Source organism: Kribbella sp. NPDC050124, from assembly GCF_044460355.1.
In the GTDB taxonomy this organism is placed as follows: domain Bacteria; phylum Actinomycetota; class Actinomycetes; order Propionibacteriales; family Kribbellaceae; genus Kribbella.
In genome coordinates this window covers 1-23,074 of the sequence record NZ_JBITJU010000007.1, presented here as the reverse complement: position 1 = coordinate 23,074, position 23,074 = coordinate 1, and the positions used below count along the sequence as shown (strand labels likewise).

Here is a 23,074-nt window from a genome sequence, read left to right as displayed (position 1 = left end):
CGGACCCGATGTCAGTAGCAAGACGTCGAACGGTCATGATAGAGGGGTGACAACGACCGCCACCCGTCCTGCCCGCTCGACCAAGCAGCACCAGTTCGTCGGTCTGAGCGCGGCGTTCGGCATCGGGATGCTGGTCGCGGTCCAGTCCCGCCTCAACGGCGAGCTCGGCCACGTGCTCGCCGACGGTGTCGCGGCCGCGCTGATCTCGTTCGGCTCCGGCCTGCTGATCCTGTTGATCGGTACAGCACTCGTCCCGCCGATCCGCCGTGCCCTCGGCACCGTCTGGCGCCAGATCCGCACACCCATGCGCGGGTACGGCGGCCTGCGCTGGTGGCAATGCCTCGGCGGACTGGCCGGTGCCTACCTGGTCGCGACGCAGTCCATCACCGTCTCGGTGATCGGCGTCGCCGTCTTCACGGTCGCGGTCGTCGCCGGCCAAGCGGTCAGCAGCCTGGTCGTCGACCGCCTCGGCTTCGGCCCAGCCGGTCCGCAGCCCTACACCACGCTCCGCGTCGTCGGCGCGGTCCTCGCGCTGGGCGCCGTCGTACTCGCGGTGTCCTCCCAGCTGAGTCACCCCGACGGCCTGCTGCTCGCCGTATTGCCCGCCCTCGGCGGCGTCGGTACGGCGGTCCAGCAAGCGATCAACGGTCGAGTCGCACGCACGGCCGCACCGAATGCGTACGGCGCAGTCGCAGCCGGCGTGGTCAACTTCCTGGTCGGCTTCGTCGCGCTGCTGGCAGTCTTCCTCGCCGACCTCGCGCTGCGCGGCGCACCGCACCACCTGCCGAGCGAGCCGTGGCTGTACCTCGGCGGCGCGTGCGGCGTGATCTTCATCAGCGCCGCCGCGGCCGTGGTGCGCGTGGTGGGCGTGTTCGTGCTCGGACTGGGGACGATCGCGGGTCAGCTGATCGCCAGCCTGTTCATCGACCTGTTCGTCCCGGCTGCCGACAAAGCGGTCACGTTCCCGGTCGTCGCCGGGACGATGCTCGCCCTCGTCGCCGTCATTGTCGCGGCGGTCCCGAACCTACGCCGCTGACGCCTCCGCGGCGAGCCTCGGTTTCCGGCGGAGGTTACGCAGCAAGCCCTGCGAGACCGCGACGCCGAGCAACACGATCAGCGCGCCGACGGGCTGGTACCAGGTGATGTGCTCCTTCAGCACGATCACGCCGACCAGGATCGAGAACACCGGCATCAGGTAGGTCACCATCGACGACCGGCTCGCGCCGATCAGCCGGATGTTGCGCAGGCTGAGCACGAACGCGAGCCCGCTGCCGAGTGCACCGAGCGCGATCACACTCGCCACCACCTCGAACGACAGCGACCACGGCATCGGCGGCGCCTCCCCGGTCACGATCGGCGCGACGATCGCGAGCTGGACTGTTGCGCAGATCAGCAGGCTGGCGGACAGCGCCGTACCGGACAGCGTGGTGCCGGCGATGAAGCGCTTCTGGTAGGGCACGGCGATCCCGTAGAAGACCGCCGCGAGCATGCACAGCGCCTGGCCGGTCAGGTCCGCGCCACCCTGGACGTTCCAGGCGCCCAGTACGACGAGCATGCCGCCGAACCCGATGATCAGCCCGAGCACCCGCTGCAGCGAGAACCTCTCGGTCCGGAAGACCAGGACGGCGATCGGCAGCACGACCAGCGGGGTGATGCCGTTCCAGATCCCCGCCAGGAGGGACGGAATCCGCTGCTCGCCGTACCCGAACAGGGTCCACGGGATCGCCGACCCGATCGCGCCGACCACGAACGAGTGCAGCCACAGCCGCGGCTCACGCGGCAGCGACTCGCGCTTGACGGCCAGGATGGTCAGCAGCACCAGCGACCCGGCGATGACCCGCCCGAGTGCCAGGTAGAGCGGATGCAGTTCCCGGACGCCGACGGAGATGAACAGGAAGCTGCAACCCCAGATGGCCGCCAGGGCCAACATCGTCGGGAGCCAGGCCTGCAGGGGGACTCCGGAATCGGCCCGGTCAGTAGTCGAAACGGTGCTCACTCCTGACATCCTGCACTACTGAGGGGACAACTCGTACACATTTGCCCGCTGGCGGGCAAGCGTTGTCGGAAATGGACAACCGCTGGCCGTCGCGGTGGCGCGGGGGAGAGGATGACCGTCATGGGTGTCTTCGATGTCGTTGCTGTCCGGAAGCAGTTCCCCGCCCTCGACGAAGGGGCCGCGCACTTCGACGGTCCCGGCGGCTCGCAGACCCCGCAGGTGGTCGCGGACGCCGTCGCAAGCACGATGACGTCGGCGGTCGCCAACCGAGGCACGCTGACCGCCGCCGAGCGCCGGTCCGACGAGATCGTCGTCGGCGCGCGGGTGGCAGTCGCTGACCTGCTCGGCACCGATCCGCGCGGCATCGTGTTCGGCCGAAGCATGACCCAGCTGACCTACGACTTCTCCCGGACGCTCGCCAAGACCTGGCAGCCCGGTGACGAGGTCGTCGTCACGAAGCTCGACCACGACGCGAACGTCCGCCCGTGGGTGCAGGCGGCGGAGGCGGTCGGCGCGACGGTCCGGTGGCTCGGCTTCGACACCGAGACCTCCGAGCTCGACGACCTCACCCCGCTGCTCAACGACCGCACCCGGCTGGTCGCGGTCACCGGCGCGTCCAACCTGCTCGGCACCCGCCCCGACACCGTCCGGATCGCCGACCTCGTCCACGAAGCCGGGGCGCTGCTGTACGTCGACGGCGTCCACCTGACCGCGCACGTTCCGATCGACGCGTCGTACGCCGACTTCTACGTCTGCTCGCCGTACAAGTTCTTCGGGCCGCATCTCGGTGCGCTGACCGCGTCGCCGGAGCTGCTCGAGACGCTTCGGCCGGACAAGCTGGCGCCGTCGACGGACGTCGTACCGGAACGCTTCGAGCTCGGCACGCTGCCGTACGAGCTGCTCGCCGGGACCACCGCGGCCATCGACTTCCTGGCCGGGCTCGGCGGCACCGGTGCGACCCGGCGGGAGCGTCTGCAGAGCTCGCTCGAGCTCGTCGAGGAGTACGAAGACAACCTTCGCGACGACCTGGAAGCCCGGCTGGCGGCGATCCCTGGCGTGAGGCTGTACGGCCATGCGGCTCGCCGTACGCCGACCCTGCTGTTTACCGTGGACGGCTGGACACCCGCGGCCGTGGCCGAGCGTCTGGCGGCGGCGAAGGTGAACGCGCCGGCCGGCTCGTTCTACGCCTACGAGCCCGCCCGCCACCTCGGTCTCGGTGCCGCCGGAGCCGTCCGCGCCGGCCTCGCGCCGTACACGGACCAGTCCGATGTGGACCGTCTCGTCGCTGCCGTGGAGAGTCTTGACGGTTCTTCTGAGCACTAACTAAAGTCCGTGGGGAAATTCCGTCCGCAAGGGAGTCAGGTGAACGAACCGAGTGCGGTCTACGTCCAGGTCGGCCCCTCGGACACCCTGACCACAGCCGTGCGCCACGGCGCCACGTGGTCGGTCGCAGGCGTCGAGGTGACCTGGTCCGACGGCGCCGTCGAGGTCAGCGCGCAAACAATCGCGCGCGTCGCGATCCGCTGGTCCGAAGCGTTGCCCGCCAACGCCCTGATCCTCGGCGACGCGTGGGAACGCTCGTACGGTGACCTGCAATGGCGGCACCAGCAACCAGAGCGCCAACTGCCTTGGTACTTCCTGAGCCACGACCCGGCCACCGGCCGAACGACCGGCGCCGGTGTGGACGTGCAGCCGAACGCGTTCTGCTCGTGGACCGTCGACGCCGCAGGCTTCACGCTCTGGCTCGACCTCCGCAACGGCAGTGGCCCGACCGACCTCAACGGCCGGACTCTCACAGCCGCGACCGTCCGTCGGTTCGAGGACGCCGGCACCCCTTGGCTGACCCTGCATGCAGCGGTCGCCACCATGAGCTCCCGACTACCGGCGCGACCTGAGCCCGCGCCGGTGGTCGGGGCGAACAACTGGTACTACGCGTACGGCGAGAACTTCGACGAGAAGGCGGTCCTGCAAGACGCCAGCACGATCGTCGAGCTCGCAGACGGTCACCCGGTCAAGCCCTTCAGCGTCGTCGACGACGGCTGGTACCCAGGTGGGATCGCCTCTGGCGGACCGTGGGATGCCGGCACTCCCGGAGTCTTCGACGACATGGCCGGCACCGCGGCGGCCATCAAGGCGATCGGGGCCCGGCCCGGCCTGTGGTTCCGTCCGCTACGGGTCCGCGAGCCCTCGCGCGCACTGGACCCGTCCGACCCCGCAGTGCTCGACCTCGTCCGCACGGATCTGCAGCGGTTCAAGGGCTGGGGCTTCGAACTGGTGAAGCACGACTTCAGCACGTTCGACATCTTCGGTCGCTGGGGTCCGTCGATGACCGCTGGACTCACCGACAGCCGTCCGTTCCACGACACCACACGGACGTCGGCCGAGATCGTGCTGGCGTTCTACCGCGAGATCCGGTCGGCCGCGGACGACGTCGTACTGATCGGGTGCAACACCGTCGGACACCTCGCCGCCGGGCTGGTCGACGTACAGCGGACCGGGGACGACACGTCCGGACGCGACTGGGAGCGGACGCGGAAGATGGGCGTGAACACGCTCGCGTTCCGGCTGCCGCAGCACAACCGGTTCTTCACCGTCGACGCCGACTGTGTGCCGTGCACGCCGCAGACTCCGTGGGAGCTGATCCAGCGGTTCCTCGACCTGGTCGCCCGATCGGGTACGGCGCTGTTCGTCTCGGTCGATCCGGCCGCGCGGACGGAGCAGTCGGACCGGGCGCTGAGCGAAGGTATACGGTTGGCGCTCAGTGGTGGTGACGCGTCCGGGATCGAGCCGGCCGACTGGCTGGTGAGCACGACGCCGGGTTCGTGGCGAAGTGGCGCGGAGACGATCCACTACGACTGGGTTCGTCCGTGGGGCGCGGATCCGGTTTCACCGTGACATCTGGGGGTTTGGTGGCCGTACGCCGGGGGACCAATCTGGATCGGGTCGGCGGGTTCAACGACGCCGTGGTGCTGGACGCGATCCGCCGTACCGAGCAGCTCAGCCGGGTCGAGCTGGCCGAGGTCACCGGTCTGTCCGGGCAAGCGATCTCCAACATCATCCGCCGGTTGCTGGACGCCGGTCTGGTCCGTGAGGCGGGTCGGCAGAAGAGCGCGGGGCTCGGCAAACCGCGGACGCTGCTCGAGCTCGAGCCGTCCGGTCAGTACGCCGTCGGCGTGCACCTGGATCCGGCCGTCGTGACCGTCGTCGTGCTCGACCTGACCGGTGACGTGATCGCGCGACGCAGTGCCGGAACGCCGTACGCCGACGATCCCGCCGTACTGATCGACCGGATCGCGGCGACGATCGAGGACGTGATCGATTCCGCCGGGGCGCCGCGGGATCGCGTGGTCGGTGTCGGGATCGCGGCACCTGGTCCGATCGACGTCGAGCGTGGGGTGGTCGTCGAGCCGCCGAATCTGGCCGCGTGGCATCTGGTGCCGTTGCGGGACGAGCTGCGCGAGCGGACCGGTCTGCCGGTGCTGCTGGACAAGGACGTGACGGCCGCGGCATCGGCGGAGAAGTGGGCCGGCGGCTCCGGCAGCTTCGTGTTCTTCTACCTCGGCACCGGGATCGGCGCCGGGCTGGTGATCGGCGACGAGGTGGTCCGCGGCTCGTCCAGCAACGTGGGGGAGATCGGCCACGTGATCGTCGATCCGGACGGACCGCTGTGCTACTGCGGTCGGCGCGGCTGCGTCGGCGAGACCAGCCAGCCGCGGTACCTGGTGCAGCAGGCGGTCCAGGCCGGTGTACTTGCCCAAGGCATCGATCTCGACGACCGGCAGGCGGTCGACGCCGCGTTCGCCCGGCTCTGCGCGGCGGCCGAGGCGAGCCCCGGCGTGGCTCGTGAGATCGTTGCCGCACTCGCCGACCGGGTCGCGAAAGTGGTCGAGGACATTGCGAACCTGCTCGACCTGGACCGGGTCGTCTTCGGGGGCCCGCACTGGGAGCAGCTCGCTCCGTTCTTCGGCGACGCCGTCCAGGACGCCCTGAAGGAACGCTTCCTGGTCCGCTCCGTGCACCCCTTCGAGGTCGCCGGCACAGCCCTCGGCGCCGACGTCGGCGCCATCGGCGCAGCCAGCCTCGTCCTCGACCAAACCTTCTCCCCGAACCCCTCCCTCCAACCCGGCGAACTCGTCGCGGAAAGGTGAAATGTGTTGATGATCGATGCCGAGGTGCTGGAGCGCGCCACCGCTGAGGTTCGGCGGGTGAGTGGGGATGCGGTGATCGCGGAGATGTTCCGGCGGTCGATGGCGGAGAACCTGCCGGCGGTGGCGGAGCGGCTGCCGGACGGGACGACGTTCGTGCTGACCGGTGACATCCCGGCGATGTGGTTGCGGGACTCGGCCGCCCAGCTCCGGCCGTACCTGCTGCTGTGCAAGGACGACCCGGGGCTGCAGGACGTGCTGATCGGCGTCCTGCACCGGCAGCTCGAGTACGTCGTCCTGGACCCGTACGCGAACGCCTTCAACAAGGAGGCGAACGGCGCCGGGCACACCTCCGACGAGACCGAGATGTCGCCGTGGGTGTGGGAACGCAAGTACGAGATCGACTCGCTCTGCTTCCCGCTCGAGCTGGCCTACCGGCTCTGGCGGGTGACCGGACGGGCCGACGTGATCGACCAGCGGTTCACCGCCGCGGCGACCGCGATCCTCGAACTGTGGACGGTTGAGCAGGACCACGAGAACAGGTCGCCGTACCGGTTCCAGCGGCTCGACGACCGGCCGTCGGACACGCTGGTCCGGGAGGGTCGCGGCCGGCTGACCCGGCCGACCGGGATGTCGTGGAGCGCGTTCCGGCCGAGTGACGACGCGACCGAGCTCGGGTTCAACGTGCCCGGCAACATGTTCGCGTCGGTGGTGCTCGGCTACCTGGAAGAGATCGCGACCGAGGTGCTGCGCGACGACGCGCTGGCCGATCGGGCCAAGGCGCTGAAGGCCGACATCGACGACGGGATCGCGCAGCACGGTACGGTCGACCACCCGGAGCATGGACGCGTCTACGCCTACGAGGTGGACGGGCTGGGCGATTCGCTGCTGATGGACGACGCCAACATGCCGAGCCTGCTCTCGATCCCACTGACCGGGTACGCCGCCGCCGACGACCCGACGTACCTCGCCACTCGCAAACTCCTGCTCAGCCCGGAGAACCCGTACTACTACAGCGGTACGCACGCGGCCGGCATCGGCAGCCCGCACACCCCGCCGAACTACGTCTGGCACATCGCCCTTGCCGTGCAGGGAATCTCCAGCACGTCGGTGGAGGAGCGCCAGCGGCTGCTGGAGCTCCTCCGGGACACGACCGGCGGCACCGGTCAGATGCACGAGGGGTTCGACGTCGACGACCCGTCGCAGTACACCCGCGAGTGGTTCTCCTGGGCGAACGCGATGTTCTGCGAGCTAGCGATGGTCCACGCCGGGATCAGGTGACATCGCGGCGGCGAGTCGTCCAGGCGGCCAGTACGGCGAAGATCGCGCAATAGGCCAGCAACGTCAGCAGGGCACGTCCGCCGCCGACCGCATCGCGTACACCAGGCGGTGCGTCGGCGGCAGCCATCCCCGTCACGCTGAACACCAGCGATCCGGCGTTGCTGCCGGGCAGTGCGTTGGCGAGCCAGTCCAGGCTCGGCAGCAGGCTGCTCACGACACCGGCCAGCAACGTCTCGATCCCGAGGATCCACACCACGCCGAGCCCGATCGGCAACGCAACGTTGCGGAAGGCAACGGCCAGGACGGCGCCCGCCAGGCACCACATCATCAGCACCAGCCAGCCGCCGGCGAGTCCTTCGAGGATCGCGGTCACCCCGGGCCAGTCCGTCGACCCGTTCTCGGCGGCTGCGATGCCGATGCTGGACAGTGCGCAGGCGGCGAAGATGCCGAGCACCCAGATCGCGATCATGGTCGCCAGTGCGAGGAACTGCGAGACCAGTACGGCGCCGCGGCCCGGGCGCTGGGTGAGGATCGTCTTCAGCGTGCCCCACGCGTACTCGCCGCCGACCACGATCGCGCCGAGTACCAGCGCGAGCGCGCCGGCGAAGATCGGGTAACCGCCGATCGTGTTGTCCATGATCCGTTCCGGCAGCATCCCGCGCAGGATCTCGCTGCGCGGGACACCGTCGGTCTGCGGGTTCTCGTCACCGGTGACGTAGCCCAGGTAGGGGAGCAGGTAGCCGAAGATCAGGCTCAGCACGAGTCCGGCGCCGAACAGCACCCAGACCGCCGAACGCTTGCGGAGCTTCAGCATCTCCGCCCGGTAGCTACCGAACATCGGCCTTCTCCTCTGTCGTGAGCTCGAAGAACACGTCCTCGAGAGCGCGTTCGGTGCTGCGCAGCTCGGACACCTCGATGCCGGCCTCGACGAGGACCCGGTTCACCTCGGCCGCGCGCTGCGGGTCCACCTGCAGCCGGAGCGTGTCGTCGTACTGGTGCACCGTCCCGAAGCCGGCCAGGACCGCCTGCGCCTGGTCGCGTGGGGTGGCGCGGATGACCAGCTCCTGCTCGCCGCGCAGTTCCTCCACGTTGTGCTCGGCAACCATCCGGCCGGAGTTGATGATCCCGACCCGGTCGCAGATCTGCTGCACCTCGCCGAGCAGGTGGCTGGACAGCAGCACCGTCCGGCCGCCCGACCCGAGCTCGCGGATCAGCCGGCGCATGTCGCGCATCCCGGCCGGGTCGAGCCCGTTGGTCGGCTCGTCCAGGATCACCAGCTCGGGATCCTTCAGCAGCGCCGCGGCGACCCCGAGCCGTTGCTTCATCCCCAGGGAGTACGTCGAGAAGCGGTCCCGGGCCCGGTCGGTCAGGTCGACCAGCTCCAGCACCTCGTCGATCTTCCGGCGCGGCACCGCGGCGTACTCGGCCAGCAGCCGTAGGTTGTCGAGGCCGGACAGATACGGGTAGAACGCGGGCGACTCGATCATCGACCCGGTCCGCCCGAGTACGTCGGGTTGGCCGGGTGCACCGCCGAGCACACGGACGTCGCCACTCGTCGGCGAGATCAGCCCGGTGAGGATCCGCAGCGTAGTCGTCTTCCCGGCGCCGTTCGGCCCGAGGAACCCGTAGACCTCGCCAGGAAGGACGGTCAGATCGACACCATCGACCGCGAGCGTGTCGCCGTACCGTTTCGTCAGCCCGCTGACCTCAACTAGTGCATCCATACCCCGAGAGTGCCGGTCCGAGGTGGTTGACCGCGTCGGCTGACGGGAGTGACCGCAGCTACCCCCGGTGGAGTACTCAGGTGCTCGGATTGGTCTCCAACCGGCGTGTGCTTCCCGCGGCGAGCGCTGCCGCGACGTGGTCCACCCCGCCGCGGATGACGTCGCCGTATGCATCGTCCGCGAGGAGATCCAGCCTCGCCCGGGATGCACTCAAGTGCTCTTCAGCTCTGGCTGCGTCGCCCAGCCGCCGGTAGTCGTCCGCCAGATTCAGGTAGAGCGACGGCAGCATGCCCGCGTCGGCTGGGTCGACCTCCTCCAACGCGCGGAGGTCCCAGACGAGCTCGTCCTCGGTGTCGTCCTGCACGTCGGCCAGGTAGTGCGCGATCGCGCAGCGGGTTCGGCGGTCGTCGGCGGTGTCCCACAGCCGGGCCAGCTGGTTGCGGGCGCTTTCGCGGTCGCCGGCACGTCCGGCCTCGACGGCTGCGGTGATCTGCTCCAGGTGCTTCATGCCCAGAGCGTCGGGGTTCAGGTGGGTTGAAGGTCAACCGAGCCAGCCGGGGCGGACCAGGCCGGTTTGGTAGGCGACGACGACGAGTTGGGCGCGGTCGCGGACGCCGAGTTTGATCATCGCGCGGCTGACGTGGGTCTTGGCCGTGGCCGGGCTGAGGACGAGGCGTTCGGCGATCTCGTCGTTCGAGAGACCCTCGCCGACCAGGGCGACGATCTCCTTCTCCCGGTCGGTCAGGACGTCGAGCTCCTTGCTGGCGTGCGGCTGCCGGCTCCGGCTCGCGAACTCCGCGACCAGCCGCCGGGTCACGCCGGGGGAGAGCAGCGCATCACCGCGCGCGACGACCCGCACCGCCTGCAGCAACTCGACCGGCTCGGTGTCCTTGACCAGGAACCCGCTCGCCCCGACGCGCAGCGCCTCGAACACGTACTCGTCCAGGTCGAACGTCGTCAGGATCACCACATGGACGTCGGCCAGCGACTCGTCGGCGCCGATCTGCCGGGTCGCCTCGAGACCGTCGGTGCCGGGCATCCGGATGTCCATCAGCACCACATCCGGCTTCTCCGCCCGCGCGACCGCGACCGCCTCGGCCCCGTCCGACACCTCGCCGATCACGGTGATGTCGTCCTCGGCGTTCAGCAGCGACCGGAACCCGGCCCGCACCAACGCCTGGTCATCCGCCAGCAACACCCGAATCATGCCCCAACGCTAAGCCATCCCCAGGTCGCGCGGTGCCCTCATGGACGATCCAGGGCGCGGGTCACGAATTCGTCCGGCCCGGGTGCGAGCTCGGACAGCAGGGCCGCGGGTCGAGCGGTCGTCGGGACCCGCAGCGCCACCCTCGCCAGCGCGATCTCCGCGAAACCGGTGTGGCGGTCGTGAGTAACAGTTGAGAGATCCGCCTGGCCGCTCGGGTGTTCTGCCAGCGCAAGGGCGAACAGCGCGTAAGCGGGGAACGCGTCGGTCAGGTCGAATGTCCGCTCGGCGCCTGCATAGAGGACGACGTCGAGCGCCGACCGGCTCTCCGTCGTGCTGCTGACGACAAGCGGGACATAGGCACCGAATGCGGCGTCGACGACGCGCAGAGAGATGTGGGCCGAGGTGCCGAAGGGGATGTTGACGCACTCGCCGAGACCGGCCTCAGGTGGTAGGCCGCCACGAGGGGCGCCGGCGTACTCGAACCGCAGCCGCACATCGCTCGCGCGCAGCCGGCCGACGGACTCGCGGTCGAGATCGGCATGCGCCGCCCCGACGTCACTCGCGCAGCATGCACCGGCGAGAACGGTGTCCCCGGACATCCGGGAGAACAAGCGACCCGACGCCAGATCGCGCCCGTCGTAGAGCCAGCGGACGCGAAAAGCGACTGCTCCCGACTCGCCTGGCGCATAGGCGATGAGTGGACGTGCCTGTTCCCAGAAAATCCCATGGCTCGCGACTCCGAGGGCATAACCGGGACGTATCCTGGTCAGCGCAGTCGTCGGCACCGTGGCGTGCGGAAGCTCCGCGACAACGTCGTGCATCGGCGCCTCATCGGTGAAGAAGCCGAGCAACTCGCCGGGGCAACGCAGCGGCAGGGCGTGGTGCGTCGACGTCGGGGCGGACGGCTGCCGGTGGATGTGAATGAACTCCCCGACGCCGCGTTCGAGAACGTCGACGTGCTCGGTGTGTCCATCACCCAGGAATGTCGAGTACGAGCGGCTGTGCGGGCCTGCCCATTGTCCGGACGGCCGATGCCAGTGTACGGCGATATCGCGCCAGGCCCGATCGTGCAGGCCCTGGGCCAACCGGAGGTCTTCACCGTCGAAATCCCGCAGCATGCGGGTCAGCTCGACGATCGCGATAGCTGTGTAGGCCGGGCTGTTGTACTCCGCGAAGCCTTCCCACTTCTCGGTGAAGCGGACCAACCGCCGCAATCGGTCACGGCCGTAGCCGAGGATCCCGGCGTCATCGAGCAGGCGTCCACCGGCAATCGTGACATACGTGCCCATGATGGCGATGTTGGTGTACGCAGGCGTGACGTCCCGGCGGATGATCGCCTGGCATGCGTGCTCCAGCGACGCGTGCAGTGCCTCTGCGAGGTCGATGTCGAGCTCCGTCAGAGTCTTCGCGTGCCGGGTCAGGACCTCGACAAGCTGAACTCCGATGAAGTCTGCCCAGTTCCAGTCAGGCGCGGCCATCTCCGCCAGCGGTTCGTCGTAGAACCACGGCCAGATGCCGTAGGTCGCATGACTCGGATCCGTGTCCTGACTGTCGACAAGGCGGCGCAGCATCGGCACCGCTCGTTCGGCCCGCCACTGCTCACCGCTGTCGAGCAACGCCAGCGTGTACTCCGCGGAAGCCTTGGTGGGATGAACGAAGATGTCACCGCGCAGTCTGGTGTGGTAGGCCTGGGACGACAGCCGCACCCGAAGCGCCTGCCACTCGGGGTCGTACCACTCGTCTTGCGACCGCAGGGCTTCTGCTAGCTCCATCACTCGTTGCGACACAAGAACTCCGTGGGTAGCTGGGAATCGATGTCAGCCCTTGACGCCGGCGAAGCCGCCGACGCCGCGGATGATGTGGCGCTGGAAAACCAGGAACAGCAGTAGCGGTGGCACGGTTGCGATGAGCATGCCGGCGATCAGCTGGTTCAGCTCAGATGTCTCGGCGAGGCGAGGAAGCGCGACTGCCAGCGGCTGTTTCTCGGTGTCCGGGATGGCGACCAGGGGCCACAGGAACTCCTTCCACGCGCCCATCACGGCCAGCAACGAGACGACGGCGACGATCGGCCGGGACATCGGCAGCATGATCTGCACGAACAGCCGCCACGGCCCGGCGCCATCCACCTCGGCGGCTTCGAACAGCTCACGCGGGATGGCATCGAAGAACTTCTTCATGATCAGGAAGGTGAACGCGTTGGCGCCGGCCGGCAGCCACACGGCCAGTGGCGTGTTCGCGATCGATCCACCGGTGATCGGCAGGTCGAGGATGATGAGGTACAGCGAGATGAGCGAGACGGTGCCCGGCACGAAGAGGGTGGCCAGGACCGCGGCGTAGATGTATCGACCGTAAACCGGTCGCAACACGGAGAGCGCGAACGCTCCGGTGGCCCCGACGACCAACTGCACGAACCACGAACCAGCCACCAGCACCACGGTGTTCTGGAGGTAATGCCCGATTCGCAGCCTGACCCACGCGTCGGCCAGCACGGACCATTGCGGATCCGCCGGCCACAGCCTGAGCGGCTCGCGCAGCAGTTCTTGGGTGGTCGAGATCGCGCCTTTGGTGATCCACAGCAGCGGGATCACTCCGGCGAGGGCGACGGCTGTCAGCAGCGCGATCTGGACCGGAGCGAAGATCCACCGGATGCGGCGCGTCCGCCAGTCGTGGCCCGAGAGCAGGTTCCGGTTGGTGTCGGAGGCTGTCATGTCGTGCTCCAGGAACGGGTCAGGCGGAGGTAGAGAGCCGAGAGCAGGCCGAGGGAGATCGCCAGGAGCACGCTGAGCGCGGTGGCCAGGCCGTAGTCCCCATAGATGAAGGCGTAGCGGTAGACGAGCAGCAGGATCGTGACGGTCGAATCTGCCGGGCCGCCGTCGGTGAGCACGAACGGCTCGGTGAACACCTGTAGCGTTCCGATGATCTGCAGCAGCAGCATGATCAGCAGCACACCGCGAAGTTGTGGCAGTGTGACGTGCCAGACGCGACGCATCACAGAGGCTCCATCGGTCTCAGCCGCCTCGTAGAGTTCCGACGACACGCCGGTCAGCGCAGCGAGATAGATCAGCACAGTGCCGCCGGCGTGTGCCCAGGTCGCTTCGAGTACCAGGCTGGGCATGGCCGACGCCGTGGACTGCAGCCACGGGAACGGCCCCAGACCGACGACACCCAGTGCCTGGTTGAACAGTCCGAAGTCCGGGTCGTAGAACCACTTCCACAGCAGTACGGCGACCACCGGTGGCACCACTACGGGCAGGTAGACGACTACGCGGAACAGGCCGCCGAGCCGGCGCAGTTCCGACATGACCACGGCCAGGACGACCGGTACCGGGAACCCGAACAAGAACGCCAGCACGGCGAACCACGCGCTGTTGCGGACTGCCGTCCACAGCAGTGGGTCGGCGAACAAGGTGCGGAAGTTGTCCAGACCGACCCAGGTGGGATCGCCGACGAGGTTCGTTTCCTGCACGCTGAGTACGACGCCGCGAAGGATCGGCCACCAGCCGAAGTAGGAGAAGACGATCAGCGTGGGCAGTAGGAAGGCCAGGGCGGCCAGGCCGTGCCGCGACCGCAGCCGGCGTGGGATCACCTCCGTGCGGCTTGTCCGGGGCGGACCCGCCGGCCGACCGGGAGCACCGCCCGGCCGGCGGGAACGGTCTGTCGTGACGATGGTCACCGCTGCGCTCGCTGGATCGCAGCCTTCGCCTTGTCGTCCGCCTTCGCCAGCTCAGCCGCAGGATCGGAGCCGGACTTCGTGAGCACCGCCTGCAGGGCCGCGTCGAGCGCGCCGTATACCTCCTGGGCGGCAACGCGCGGTTCCGGCACGAACTTCTGGCCTGCCAGCCTGGTCTGGTAGGGCTCGAAGTTCTTCAGCGGCACGTTCACGTGCTTGCGTTCGGCAGCCAACGCGTCGGCGACGGCGTCTTCGCGGTAGAACGGCACCCGGGGGATGCCGACGGGGAGGTCGTCGGCGGCCTGGGCGGCGGCCCGTTCCCCGGCGATCTTGGCGTCGTACTTGCTGCGCAGGTAGTTGAAGTCGATCCATTTCACCGCGGCGGCAATCTGCTCTGCGGTGGCCTTCGGGCTGACGACCATGACAGCGCCACTGAGCAGCGTGCTCCGCTCAGTTGCCATCGGCAACGCGGTCACGCCGAAGACCTCGGGTTGGCCGCCGTACTGCACGACGTGGTCCTTGTAGTTGCTAGGCAACCCGATCACCATCCCGACCTGGCCCGCGGCGAACGCCTTGACCAACTCGAGCAAGTCGCGCAGGTGCTGGGTCCCCATCGCCTTGTCCTCCCAGCGCATCTCCTTCAGCAGCTCGAGCGCCCGGACGACCGGTTCGCCGGTGAGGTTGGACGTCGCCTGCTCGCCGTCCTCGGTCTGCACGCGGCCGCCGAACGTGTACGCCATCGACGTGAACACCCACCCGCCGGTGTTGTTCGTGCTCGGGAAGCCGAATCCCGGGACGCCCGTCTTCTGGGTGATCTGCCGCGCGGCCGCGCGTACCTCGTCCCAGGTTTCCGGTGGGTCGTCCGGGTTTAGGCCTGCCTCGGTGAACAGTTTGCGGTTGTAGAGCAGCCCCATCGCGTACTCGTCGGTGGGGATACCGAACAACCGACCGGACGCGTCGCGAACCGGCGCCAGCGCCCGGTCGTCGACGCTGTCGAAGAGTGGCAGCTTGCCGGCCTCGTCGGTGATGTCGGCGACCTGTCGGCGGGCGATCAGTGCCTGTGGCTCGGTCAGCGGCACGCGGAACACGGTCTCCAGTTGGCCGGACGCGAGCCGGGCCGCGAAGGTGTTCGCCTCCCATTTCGCCTCTGTCGGCGTCAGCTTGATCGTCGGGTTCTCCTGCTCGAAGGCCGCGACCTTGTCGAGGAACTGCTTCCGAGCCGCCTGTTCGGTACTGGGCGGCATGTTGGCGACCGTGATCTGCACGGTTCCGTCCGAGCCGCCGTCGGTGGTGCTGCCGGACGAGCAGGCTCCGAGCGCGGCGACCACCACACTCGCCAGCACGACCGCCGCGGCCTTGGTGGACTTCATTGCCATCGGAATGTATCTCCGTTCCCTGACCCTGGGGGTCAGCCGTCGACCTGCAGGTGGACGAATTCCAGATCCTGATTCGTCTCGCGCATGATGTCGGTCATTTCGTAATAGGGCTGGTCCTGTTGATTGACCAGGCCCATGTTGAATGCCTCGGTCGCCCCGGGTTTCCTGGTCACCGCTTGGTCGTAATAGACGAACCACGCATATCCCGCGAATACCGGGCTCTTCGCCTGCGCCTCCACGAAAGCGCGGAACATCTCGCCCCGCTCCGCGATGCTCGTCGCGGTGATCCCCGGATTGTGTGACGTGAGGCCGCGACCCGGATAGCAGAAGGAGAACTCGATGTTGATGACCGGCTTGTCGTAGCTCTCGTACTGGCGCAAGTAGCCGGCATCCGACGAGTACCAGTCGAACGAGATCGCATCCAGGTACTCGACGCCGCCGACGTTCCACTCGAAGCTCGTTCGCCACGTGGGCACCAGCGACGAACCGAGGAACAAGTGGTTCGGATCGTGCCGCCGGATGGCGTTGCGGACCTTCCGGAAGTACGTCTTGGCGGCCAGTGTGATGAACGCCTTCACGTCGTTGCCCGGCACCCGGTTGACGTCGATGACGACGTCCTCCAGGTCGCGGAACGAGCGCGCGTCCGTGCCGAGCATGGCGTTGACGCGCGCCAGGTCGTCGTCGTACGTGTCGGCCAGATAGCGAATGAACGCCCGCTTCGCGGGGAGGCTGGACGGCGACTTGAGCACGGCACCGACCACGTCGCGGTTCCAGCCGCGTTCGTTCTCGAAGAAGTAGCCGATCAGCCAGGGATCGTGACGGAAGTCCCGAAGACCGAACGACCTGAACGCACGGTCGAGCTTGGCCGAGAACTCGCGGTCGAACGCATCGATGCCCCACAGCACCCGGATGACGTCGGACGGCGTCGGTGCGCGCTCGATGTAGGGCATGACGACTGCGGGGTCGCGATGCCACTTGCCCTGCGCGTTGAATCCCCAGTCGATCATCCGTCGACGGCTGATGTCGCGCCACTTGGCCGCGTAGTCGTTGCCGTACTTCCGCATGATGTTGGCGGTGACGAAGCTGACCGTGTGCAGGCCGTTCTCGACGACGGCGTACGCCGGTCCGAACTCCGCCGGGTCGGGCAGCTCTTCGAAGACCTGGCGCATGCCGCCGTCGGAGTTCTTGTAGACAGTGCCGTACCCCCATTCCTGGTAGGAGAAGGCATCGACAGCCTTGAGGAAGAACAGGTGGCCGTCCGGTGTCACGAACCACCAGCGGCCGTCGACCTTTTCCAGCCGGAAGTACCCGGTGGCCGCACGCCTGCCCAGGCATCTCCGGCCACCGAACCTGTCGTAGGTGGCGTTGTCGCGCCGTACGCCGGCTAGCCGTGCCGCTTCGTCCAAGTATTCGCGCCGCAGTTGCTCGTCGGACGTGACTTTGCCCGGCCACTCCTCGAACAGGTACTGCCCGTACCGATCCACCTGCGGTGTGTCTGTCTGCGACGCCATACCCGGCTGGGCGAAAGCCTTCGGCGCGGCCACAGCTGCGGCCGCGAGGGATGACGCGCCAAGAAGAACGTTTCGTCGCGAGATCATGGGAGATCCGGCTCCTTCTCGTCGCTCGCAATGTGCCGGGAACATTACGGATGTAGCGGTTTAGTGTCAACGGTTCATTGCGGCTCGATTTTCGACGAGTGGCTCGCTATCTGCAGCATCTGGGACGGCGCGCTAGGATGTGACGAAAGCGGTTTACCTTGCAGGAGGCGATCGTGCAACGTCGCAACATCTACGACATCGCCCGGCGCGCAGGTGTGTCGAAAACGGCGGTGTCGTTCGCGCTGAACGGCAAGCCGGGCGTCTCGCCGGAGACGCGGGCACGCATCCTGGCGACGGCGGAGGCGATGGGCTGGCGGCCGAGCAGTGCCGCACGCGCCCTGTCAGGCGCGCGCGCAGGAGTCGTCGGGCTCGTGCTCGCACGGAAGCCTTCGCTGCTCGCGGCCGAGCCGTACTTCGTCCGGCTGATCGCCGGCATGGAGTCCGAACTGGGCACCGATCAGACCGGTCTCCTGCTCAAGATGGTGGGCGACGAGCCGCAGCGCGAACTGGAGATATACCGCCACTGGTGGAGCCAGCGCCAGGTCGACGGCGTGGTGCTCCTGGATCTGCGGGTGAACGATCGCCGGGCTGAAGTCATCGCGGACCTCGGCCTCCCGGCAGTGCTGCTCGGCCGGCTGCCCGGGTCGGCCCTACCCTCGGTGTGGGTCGACAATGCTGCGGCCATGCGCGCGGCTGTCGGGCATCTGGCCGACCTCGGGCATCGCCGGATCGCCAGGGTTCGTGGTATGCGCACGTTCATCCACACACGTGAACGTGATGTCTCCTACCGGGCCGCGGCGAAAGAGTTCGGGATGGAAGGCGCCGTGACCTTCGATGCGGACTACAGCGGCGAGCAGGGCGCCAAGGCGACTCGAGCGCTCCTCGATTCACCCGCACCACCGAGCGCGATCATCTTCGACAACGACGTCATGGCCGTCAGTGCCATCGGCGTGGCTCATGACCTCGGCATCCGGATCCCAGAAGATCTGTCGATCATTGCTTGGGACGACTCACCCCTCTGCGAGCTTCCGCATCCGCCCCTCACCGCGATGCGCCTCGACATCGATGGTCTGGGGGCGGCGGCCGTACGCGTACTGCGTGACGCGATCGAGGGCGAGCCCGTCTCGAGTACCCACTTCGGCACCTGGACCCTCGTCCAGCGAGCTAGCACGGGCCCCTTGCACGGCTGAGCGATCTTGCCTTCCGCTCGGGGCCCGGCATCGACGGGACCTCGCCGGAACACCTGCTTACCAGAGTGGCGGTAGGGCTCAGTTCGCCGTATCGGTGGTAACTCGCTGGAGGAACGATTCAAGAGCGTCAACGCCAGGGTCATCCGCCAGCAACACCCGAATGATGCGCTGGAGCCTATGCGAGACCGACGTCGTGGGCGAGCAAGGCAATCTGAGTGCGATTGCCGAGTTCGAGCTTGGTGAGGATGTGCGAGATGTGCGCCTTGACCGTCGCGACGCTCATGAAGAGTTCGGACCCGATCTGGGCGTTCGACTTGCCTTGGGCCACCGCGAGCACGACGTCGTACTCGCGCGGTGACAGGCGGGTGAGCGCCTCCTGCGCGATCGTGTGCGCGTCGGCCTGGGTGGCGGCCCGGTCCATCAGCCGACGGGTGATCCCGGGCGACAAGATCGGGTCCCCGGCGGCCACCCGGCGTACGGCGTCGACGATCTGTGCCGGTGGCGTGTCCTTCAGCAGGAACCCGCTCGCCCCGGCGCGCAGCGCGTGCAGCACGTTCTCGTCGGTGTCGAATGTGGTCAGCACGACGACCTCGGGCGGATTCGTCCGCGCCCGCACCCGCCGGGTCGCGACGATCCCGTCGACCCGCGGCATCCGCAGATCCATCAGTACGACGTCCGGGAAGTGCGCGTCCACCGCCGCCGGGACCTCGTCACCGTCCGCTGCCTGGGCGACGACCGCGATCCCGTTCGCCCCGTCGAGCATCATCTCCAGGCTCGCCCGCACCAGCGCGTCGTCGTCGACGACCAGCACCCGGATCGCCTTGTCCTCATTCATAGGATCGGTCCCGCGGACTCCCGGTCGAGCAGGCTGGGGAGAAACCGCGACTGCCTCCCTCCGGGGGTCGAAGACTGTCGGTCCCGGCTGATTGTATGAGCGACATGTCCCGGTTCCGGATGTACCCGATGCCCTCGCAGCAGATTGCGCTGCTCGAGCAAGCTCGGCATGCCCGGTACGTGTGGAACCTCGCGCTTGAACAGTGGTCGATGTGCCGCCGTGGCGGAGCCGCTCCCCCTGGGTACCTCGAGCAGGCGCGGCAACTGACCGAGGCGCGGGCCGCGTTCGGCTGGCTGCGGACCGGGTCGCAAACCGTGCAGCAGCAGGCGCTCCGTGACTTCCACCAAGCCGTCAAGAACTTCCACGCAGGGACCCACCGGCGGCCAAACTGGCGCAAGGCCGGGCGGCACGTGGGTTTCCGCATCGTCGGGCTCCAGGCAAGCCGGATCGTGAAGTTGAACCGCAAGTGGGCCAAGGTGAACGTGCCTAAGGTCGGCTGGGTTCGACTCCGGCTGTCGCGCGCAGTTCCCTATGCGAAGTCCTACCGCATCACCCGCGACAGGGCAGGTCGCTGGCACATCGCGTTCGCTGTCGTTCCGGAGCCGATTCCGGCACCCGGCACGGGCCAGGTCGTCGGCGTGGACCGCGGGGTCACCATCTCGGCGGCCTTGTCCTCCGGGCAACTCCTGAGCTGCCCCTCGCTGTCCGAGACCGAACAGGCTCGGCTGAAGCTCCTGCAGCGGCGCCTTGCCCGCTGCAGCCGCGGCTCCAACCGCCGCCAGCGAGTGAAGACTGCGATCGCCAAAATCCTTGCGAGGGCTGGCGACCGCCACAAGGACTGGGTGGAGAAGATCAGCACCGATCTCGCTCGACGCTTCGATGTTGTACGGGTCGAGGACCTGCGGATCGCGAAGATGACAAGATGTCCCAAGCCCAAATCTGACCCCGAACGACCTGGGACCTTCCTGCCGAACCGTCGCCGCGCGAAAGCCGGTCTGAACCGCGGCATCCTGGCCAATGGCTGGGGATTGCTCGTCCTGCGTCTGGAACACAAAGCCGCGGGGCGGGTCGAGAGGGTGAATCCCGCGTACACGTCGCAGACCTGCAGCGTCTGCGGGCATTGCGCACCGGAGAATCGCGAGAGCCAAGCGAGTTTCCTGTGCACGGCCTGTGGGCATCAAGTGCATGCGGACGTGAACGCGGCAATCAACATCGCGGCCGGACGGGCCGTCAGTGCACGCGGAGAGACGCCAGTCCGGGTCTCGCGGAGGCGTGAACCTCAACTCGCTACCTCCGCGTAGTAGTTGGAATCCCAGCCTTCCAGCGGGGAGGACGTCAAGACGGCCACGGTAGCGAGGCCTCCAGCCGGAAGCCGCCATCGGGGAGCCGGCCGTGGTCGAGCGTGCCGCCGGCGAGCTGGACCCGCTCGGTCAGGCCGACCAATCCGGTACCACTACCAGGCGTGAGCGAGGCGCCGTTCGATCCCGGATTGGTCAGCGCGATCCACAATCCGTCACCCGGTTCTCCGGTCACAGTCAGCGTCACCGGGTGCCCGGCGGCGTGCTTGCGGGCATTCGTGAGCCCTTCCTGCACGATCCGGTACGCCGTCCGTCCAGTTGCCGGTGGCAACGTCGTGGCGTCTGCAACGTGCTCGTCGTACGCGATCGTCGTACCGGCCTCACGAGACTCCGCAACGAGTGCCGTGAGGTCCTGGAACGTCGGCTGCGGCCGGCCTTCGTACACGTCCTCGTCCCGGAGCACGTTGATCACCTCGCGCAACTCGTCGAGCGCCTGGTGCACCCCGGTCCGGATCACCCCAGCCGCCTTCGCGAGCTTCTCCGGTGACGAATCCGGTCGGTATTCGAGTGCGCCGGCGTACGTCGCGAGCAGTGAGAGCCGATGCGCGAGTACGTCGTGCATCTCGCGAGCCATCCTGGTCCGTTCGAGGGTGCGCGCCTCGGCGACCCGGCGGCCCTGCTCGGCCTCGGCCTTCCGGGCCCGCTCCCGGAGCGACTCGAGCACCTGGTGCCGGGCCTGATTCCATTGCCCCCAGCCGAGCAGCGCGGCGTGTACGGCGACGTCGAGGACCGCGAACCAGCCGAACGGGAGGTTCCCGATCGGCCGCCAGAGTCCTTGAATCAGGTGGCCCACGATGCCTGCGACGGCGACCAGGACCGCGGTGCGCAGCGGACGCCGCTGGGCCACGGTCAGCGTCCCGACGGTCGACGGTGGGGTCGCCGCGGGGGAGAGGGCGGCGAGCGCGGCCAGCACGTACGCACCCCCGACCGGGTGGCGTTTCAAGGTGAGGATCAGCCCGGTGGCGACGATCCCGACGGCGACGTCGAGCACGAGCCACTTGCGCTCGGCCGGGTCGGACATCCGCCCGACGATCGTCATCCCCACCAGGATCCCGATGGCGGTCAGCGCACTGACATCTGCCCAGACGCTGCGCCGAGGTGGCGCACAGGTTTCCTCCATGCCGCCGAGAGTAGGCGGCGGTCGCTTTCCGCAACCACCGACCAAAGTCGATGCCTCGATCACTTCAGGTGGAGACGCTCCAGCCTCGCAACCGATGCCGGCGTATGCGCTGCTCGGCGACCTTGGTGCCTACAACAACCTGGGAGGTAACCACCATGTCGATCACCTCGACACTCACCCCGATCCGCCCCATCCGGGTCGAAGGCCGCAGCCGGCTGGCCGTCGTCGGCGTCACCGTCGTCGCCGCGCTCGCTGTGTGGGCGCTGCTGGCGCCGATCGCCGGGATCCACCTCGATGCTCAGCAGGGCTCGCGGATCCAGGTCGGCGTCGGCTCGGTATTCTTCGCCTCGGCCGCGATGGCCTTCGCGGGCTGGGGTCTGCTGGCGGTCATGGAACGCCGTACGCTCAACGCCCGCAAGGCCTGGACCGTCGTCGCGGTGATCGCGTGCCTCACCTCGCTCGGCAGCCCGCTCTCCAGCGGCATCGGCGTCGGCGCGAAGCTCGGGCTCGCCTCACTGCACCTCGTCGTCGGCGCCGCGGTCATCGTCGGCCTCCGCCGTACGGCCCTGTCCGCGTCCGAACGGTGCTAACGCGGCTGCCTCGTAGAAGTTCTGGATGTGAGCCGTGACCAGGTCGGCGGCGGCGCCTTGCTCGCCGGCGCGGATCGCCTTGAGGATCGCCCGGTGCTCGGCCCGCAGCCCGACCGCTGTCGCCTCCCAGTCCGGCAGATTGGGTACGGCGGCCAGCACATACCCGTGGATCGCCGACCGCAGCGAGGCCATCACCGCCGCGATCAGCACGTTCCCTGCGAGCCCGGACAACGCCACGTGGAACTCGGCGTCGAGGAGATGGAACTCCTCAGGCGACAAGCCCTCGGTGTCCATCTGGTCTAGCAGGTCCTCCGCCAGCTTGAGCTCTCCGGCCGCGGCCTGCCGCCCGGCGGCCTCCCGCGCGGCCCACGACTCCAGCAGGATGCGCGTCTGGACCACGTCGGCCATCGGTAGGTGATTGGTTGCCAGGTGCAACCGCAGTACGGCGGTCAGCGGCGACACCGGCTCCGCCACGATCACCGCACCGGCCTCCGGCCCGGACCCGGTCGCTGTCCGGACGACCCCCATCGCCTCCAGTACCCGGACCGCCTCACGGACCGACGGTCGGCTGATCCCCAACTGCTCCGCCAGCACCCGCTCACCGGGCAGCCGCTCGCCGATCCGCAACCGCCCAGCCGCCAGCTCGGCCTCGACCCGATGCAGCACCAGCTCGTAGTTCTTCACCCGCGGCTCCCCTCCATCCCACCCACCAGCCCCCTTCCCAGCACCCCTTCCGGCCCGAGCTGGGGAGTTTCACCCGCCGTTTTCGGTCTGCTGCGCTCCCCAAGAGCGCCGGCGGCGGGGAGGGTGGCGGGGTGGGGGTGGGGCATGTGGACGACTCTACCTGTGTGGGGGGGGGGGGGGGGGGGGGGGGGGGGGGGGGGGGGGGGGGCGGGGGGGGGGGGGGGGGGGGGGGGGGCGGGGGCCCCCCCCCCCCCGCGGGGTGGCCGCCGGCCGGGCCGGTGGGCGCGCCCGCGGGGGCCG

At 68.4% G+C, this 23,074-nt stretch carries 21 protein-coding genes; 8 read left to right on the top strand and 13 right to left on the bottom strand.

Going from position 1 to position 23,074, the window contains the following annotated elements; genetic code table 11:
• Positions 1-46: 46 nt before the first annotated feature.
• Complete coding sequence (locus ACIBL3_RS18240) at positions 47-1,036, top strand: DMT family transporter (protein WP_396354569.1); 990 nt, start codon at positions 47-49, stop codon at positions 1,034-1,036.
• Here ACIBL3_RS18240 and ACIBL3_RS18235 read toward each other — a convergent pair.
• Entirely contained in the window at positions 1,025-1,996 is a 972-nt protein-coding gene (locus ACIBL3_RS18235) for a DMT family transporter (RefSeq protein WP_396354568.1), read from the bottom strand. The two genes, ACIBL3_RS18240 and ACIBL3_RS18235, sit on opposite strands and share 12 nt — an antisense overlap.
• A gap of 120 nt (positions 1,997-2,116) precedes the next feature.
• On the opposite strand from ACIBL3_RS18235, the gene ACIBL3_RS18230 reads away from it, so the two are divergent.
• The 4 genes from ACIBL3_RS18230 to ACIBL3_RS18215 are packed head-to-tail and all read left to right on the top strand — an operon-like array spanning position 2,117 to position 7,422.
• Positions 2,117-3,319: a cysteine desulfurase-like protein gene (locus ACIBL3_RS18230; RefSeq protein WP_396354567.1), complete on the top strand. Its 1,203-nt coding sequence runs from the start codon at positions 2,117-2,119 to the stop codon at positions 3,317-3,319.
• Between the two features lie 39 nt (positions 3,320-3,358).
• Positions 3,359-4,891 carry a hypothetical protein gene (locus ACIBL3_RS18225; RefSeq protein ID WP_396354566.1) on the top strand — a complete coding sequence of 511 codons (1,533 nt, stop codon included), beginning with the start codon at positions 3,359-3,361 and terminating at the stop codon, positions 4,889-4,891.
• Positions 4,888-6,144, top strand: coding sequence for an ROK family protein (locus ACIBL3_RS18220; protein WP_396354565.1), 1,257 nt, complete (start codon positions 4,888-4,890; stop codon positions 6,142-6,144). Before ACIBL3_RS18225 ends, ACIBL3_RS18220 begins: the two co-directional genes overlap by 4 nt.
• Positions 6,145-6,153: 9 nt before the next feature.
• Positions 6,154-7,422 (top strand): glycoside hydrolase family 125 protein, encoded by a 1,269-nt coding sequence (locus ACIBL3_RS18215; RefSeq protein ID WP_396354564.1) that lies wholly within the window; start codon positions 6,154-6,156, stop codon positions 7,420-7,422.
• On the opposite strand, the gene ACIBL3_RS18210 is transcribed toward ACIBL3_RS18215, so the two are convergent.
• From ACIBL3_RS18210 to ACIBL3_RS18170, 9 genes are all read right to left on the bottom strand, one after another.
• On the bottom strand, positions 7,415-8,260 hold the full coding sequence (locus tag ACIBL3_RS18210; RefSeq protein ID WP_396354563.1) for an ABC transporter permease subunit: 846 nt from the start codon (positions 8,258-8,260) through the stop codon (positions 7,415-7,417). The two genes, ACIBL3_RS18215 and ACIBL3_RS18210, sit on opposite strands and share 8 nt — an antisense overlap.
• Positions 8,250-9,146, bottom strand: a complete 897-nt coding sequence (locus ACIBL3_RS18205) for an ABC transporter ATP-binding protein (protein ID WP_396354562.1) — start codon at positions 9,144-9,146, stop codon at positions 8,250-8,252. The genes ACIBL3_RS18210 and ACIBL3_RS18205 overlap by 11 nt, the downstream gene beginning before the upstream one ends.
• 76 nt (positions 9,147-9,222) lie before the next feature.
• Complete coding sequence (locus ACIBL3_RS18200) at positions 9,223-9,654, bottom strand: hypothetical protein (RefSeq protein ID WP_396354561.1); 432 nt, start codon at positions 9,652-9,654, stop codon at positions 9,223-9,225.
• Positions 9,655-9,687: 33 nt separating this feature from the next.
• Entirely contained in the window at positions 9,688-10,353 is a 666-nt protein-coding gene (locus tag ACIBL3_RS18195; protein ID WP_396354560.1) for a response regulator, read from the bottom strand.
• Between the two features lie 38 nt (positions 10,354-10,391).
• A complete protein-coding gene (locus ACIBL3_RS18190; protein WP_396354559.1) occupies positions 10,392-12,125 on the bottom strand; it encodes a hypothetical protein in 1,734 nt (577 codons plus the stop codon).
• A 45-nt stretch (positions 12,126-12,170) separates the two neighbouring features.
• Positions 12,171-13,061, bottom strand: coding sequence for a carbohydrate ABC transporter permease (locus ACIBL3_RS18185; protein WP_396354558.1), 891 nt, complete (start codon positions 13,059-13,061; stop codon positions 12,171-12,173).
• A complete protein-coding gene (locus ACIBL3_RS18180; RefSeq protein WP_396354557.1) occupies positions 13,058-13,939 on the bottom strand; it encodes a carbohydrate ABC transporter permease in 882 nt (293 codons plus the stop codon). Before ACIBL3_RS18180 ends, ACIBL3_RS18185 begins: the two co-directional genes overlap by 4 nt.
• An 83-nt stretch (positions 13,940-14,022) precedes the next feature.
• The gene (locus ACIBL3_RS18175) at positions 14,023-15,393 is read right to left on the bottom strand and encodes an ABC transporter substrate-binding protein (RefSeq protein WP_396354556.1); all 1,371 of its coding nucleotides are present in this window, start codon (positions 15,391-15,393) and stop codon (positions 14,023-14,025) included.
• A 38-nt stretch (positions 15,394-15,431) separates the two neighbouring features.
• Entirely contained in the window at positions 15,432-16,997 is a 1,566-nt protein-coding gene (locus ACIBL3_RS18170; protein ID WP_396354555.1) for a hypothetical protein, read from the bottom strand.
• Positions 16,998-17,170: 173 nt separating this feature from the next.
• On the opposite strand from ACIBL3_RS18170, the gene ACIBL3_RS18165 reads away from it, so the two are divergent.
• Complete coding sequence (locus tag ACIBL3_RS18165; protein WP_396354554.1) at positions 17,171-18,187, top strand: LacI family DNA-binding transcriptional regulator; 1,017 nt, start codon at positions 17,171-17,173, stop codon at positions 18,185-18,187.
• Positions 18,188-18,362: 175 nt separating this feature from the next.
• On the opposite strand, the gene ACIBL3_RS18160 is transcribed toward ACIBL3_RS18165, so the two are convergent.
• Entirely contained in the window at positions 18,363-19,022 is a 660-nt protein-coding gene (locus tag ACIBL3_RS18160; protein WP_396354553.1) for a response regulator, read from the bottom strand.
• Between the two features lie 95 nt (positions 19,023-19,117).
• On the opposite strand from ACIBL3_RS18160, the gene ACIBL3_RS18155 reads away from it, so the two are divergent.
• Positions 19,118-20,323, top strand: a complete 1,206-nt coding sequence (locus tag ACIBL3_RS18155) for an RNA-guided endonuclease InsQ/TnpB family protein (RefSeq protein WP_396354552.1) — start codon at positions 19,118-19,120, stop codon at positions 20,321-20,323.
• 34 nt (positions 20,324-20,357) lie between these two features.
• Here ACIBL3_RS18155 and ACIBL3_RS18150 read toward each other — a convergent pair whose 3' ends face one another.
• Positions 20,358-21,500 (bottom strand): sensor histidine kinase, encoded by a 1,143-nt coding sequence (locus ACIBL3_RS18150; RefSeq protein ID WP_396354551.1) that lies wholly within the window; start codon positions 21,498-21,500, stop codon positions 20,358-20,360.
• A 155-nt stretch (positions 21,501-21,655) separates the two neighbouring features.
• Between ACIBL3_RS18150 and ACIBL3_RS18145 the strand changes: the two genes are divergently transcribed.
• Complete coding sequence (locus ACIBL3_RS18145) at positions 21,656-22,090, top strand: DUF6069 family protein (RefSeq protein WP_396354550.1); 435 nt, start codon at positions 21,656-21,658, stop codon at positions 22,088-22,090.
• Here the strand turns inward: ACIBL3_RS18145 and ACIBL3_RS18140 are convergent.
• A complete protein-coding gene (locus tag ACIBL3_RS18140) occupies positions 22,013-22,774 on the bottom strand; it encodes a FadR/GntR family transcriptional regulator (RefSeq protein ID WP_396354549.1) in 762 nt (253 codons plus the stop codon). The two genes, ACIBL3_RS18145 and ACIBL3_RS18140, sit on opposite strands and share 78 nt — an antisense overlap.
• Positions 22,775-23,074 lie beyond the last annotated feature (300 nt).

What these genes read in the sequence shown, in the direction of transcription:
- ACIBL3_RS18185 (WP_396354558.1), bottom strand. Translation starts at nt 13,061, where the DNA reads ATGACAGCCTCCGACACCAACCGGAACCTGCTCTCGGGCCACGACTGG.
- ACIBL3_RS18175 (WP_396354556.1), bottom strand. Translation starts at nt 15,393, where the DNA reads ATGAAGTCCACCAAGGCCGCGGCGGTCGTGCTGGCGAGTGTGGTGGTC.
- ACIBL3_RS18210 (WP_396354563.1), bottom strand. Translation starts at nt 8,260, where the DNA reads ATGTTCGGTAGCTACCGGGCGGAGATGCTGAAGCTCCGCAAGCGTTCG.
- ACIBL3_RS18195 (WP_396354560.1), bottom strand. Translation starts at nt 10,353, where the DNA reads ATGATTCGGGTGTTGCTGGCGGATGACCAGGCGTTGGTGCGGGCCGGG.
- ACIBL3_RS18200 (WP_396354561.1), bottom strand. Translation starts at nt 9,654, where the DNA reads ATGAAGCACCTGGAGCAGATCACCGCAGCCGTCGAGGCCGGACGTGCC.
- ACIBL3_RS18215 (WP_396354564.1), top strand. Translation starts at nt 6,154, where the DNA reads ATGATCGATGCCGAGGTGCTGGAGCGCGCCACCGCTGAGGTTCGGCGG.
- ACIBL3_RS18170 (WP_396354555.1), bottom strand. Translation starts at nt 16,997, where the DNA reads ATGATCTCGCGACGAAACGTTCTTCTTGGCGCGTCATCCCTCGCGGCC.
- ACIBL3_RS18155 (WP_396354552.1), top strand. Translation starts at nt 19,118, where the DNA reads ATGAGCGACATGTCCCGGTTCCGGATGTACCCGATGCCCTCGCAGCAG.
- ACIBL3_RS18150 (WP_396354551.1), bottom strand. Translation starts at nt 21,500, where the DNA reads ATGGAGGAAACCTGTGCGCCACCTCGGCGCAGCGTCTGGGCAGATGTC.
- ACIBL3_RS18145 (WP_396354550.1), top strand. Translation starts at nt 21,656, where the DNA reads ATGTCGATCACCTCGACACTCACCCCGATCCGCCCCATCCGGGTCGAA.
- ACIBL3_RS18160 (WP_396354553.1), bottom strand. Translation starts at nt 19,022, where the DNA reads ATGAATGAGGACAAGGCGATCCGGGTGCTGGTCGTCGACGACGACGCG.
- ACIBL3_RS18205 (WP_396354562.1), bottom strand. Translation starts at nt 9,146, where the DNA reads ATGGATGCACTAGTTGAGGTCAGCGGGCTGACGAAACGGTACGGCGAC.
- ACIBL3_RS18230 (WP_396354567.1), top strand. Translation starts at nt 2,117, where the DNA reads ATGGGTGTCTTCGATGTCGTTGCTGTCCGGAAGCAGTTCCCCGCCCTC.
- ACIBL3_RS18190 (WP_396354559.1), bottom strand. Translation starts at nt 12,125, where the DNA reads ATGGAGCTAGCAGAAGCCCTGCGGTCGCAAGACGAGTGGTACGACCCC.